The following is a 578-nucleotide window of genomic DNA, read 5'->3' as shown; positions in this document are numbered from 1 at the left end:
GTCGTGCGGATACCAACGATTTCTACTTCGTCGCCCACTTTAACGATACCACGCTCTACACGGCCTGTTACTACTGTACCACGACCAGAAATAGAGAATACGTCTTCGATTGGCATCAGGAATGGCTTATCGATATCACGCTCTGGCTCTGGAATGTAAGAGTCTAAAGCTGCTGCCAGCTCAAGGATCTTCGCTTCCCACTCTGGCTCGCCTTCTAGCGCTTTCAGAGCTGAACCTTGGATTACTGGTAAGTCATCACCTGGGAAGTCGTATTCTGATAACAGTTCACGTACTTCCATTTCCACTAATTCTAACAGCTCAGCATCGTCAACCATGTCACATTTGTTCATGAATACGATGATGAATGGTACGCCAACCTGACGAGACAGCAGGATGTGCTCGCGAGTTTGTGGCATTGGACCGTCTGTAGAAGCAACTACCAGGATCGCGCCGTCCATCTGTGCAGCACCAGTGATCATGTTTTTAACATAGTCAGCGTGGCCTGGGCAGTCTACGTGTGCGTAGTGGCGAGTTGGGGTGTCATACTCGATGTGAGAGGTATTGATGGTAATACCGCG

1 protein-coding gene is annotated in these 578 nt (G+C 49.3%); it reads right to left on the bottom strand.

All coding sequences use genetic code 11. The features are described from left to right. The coding region (locus tag HG547_RS20655) for a GTP-binding protein (protein ID WP_248278781.1) at positions 1–578 on the bottom strand (578 nt) is incomplete at both ends.

Origin of the sequence: Shewanella sp. DNRA4 (assembly GCF_012843185.1) — a bacterium.
GTDB lineage: Bacteria > Pseudomonadota > Gammaproteobacteria > Enterobacterales > Shewanellaceae > Shewanella > Shewanella xiamenensis.
This window is presented reverse-complemented; position numbering and strand designations above follow the sequence as displayed.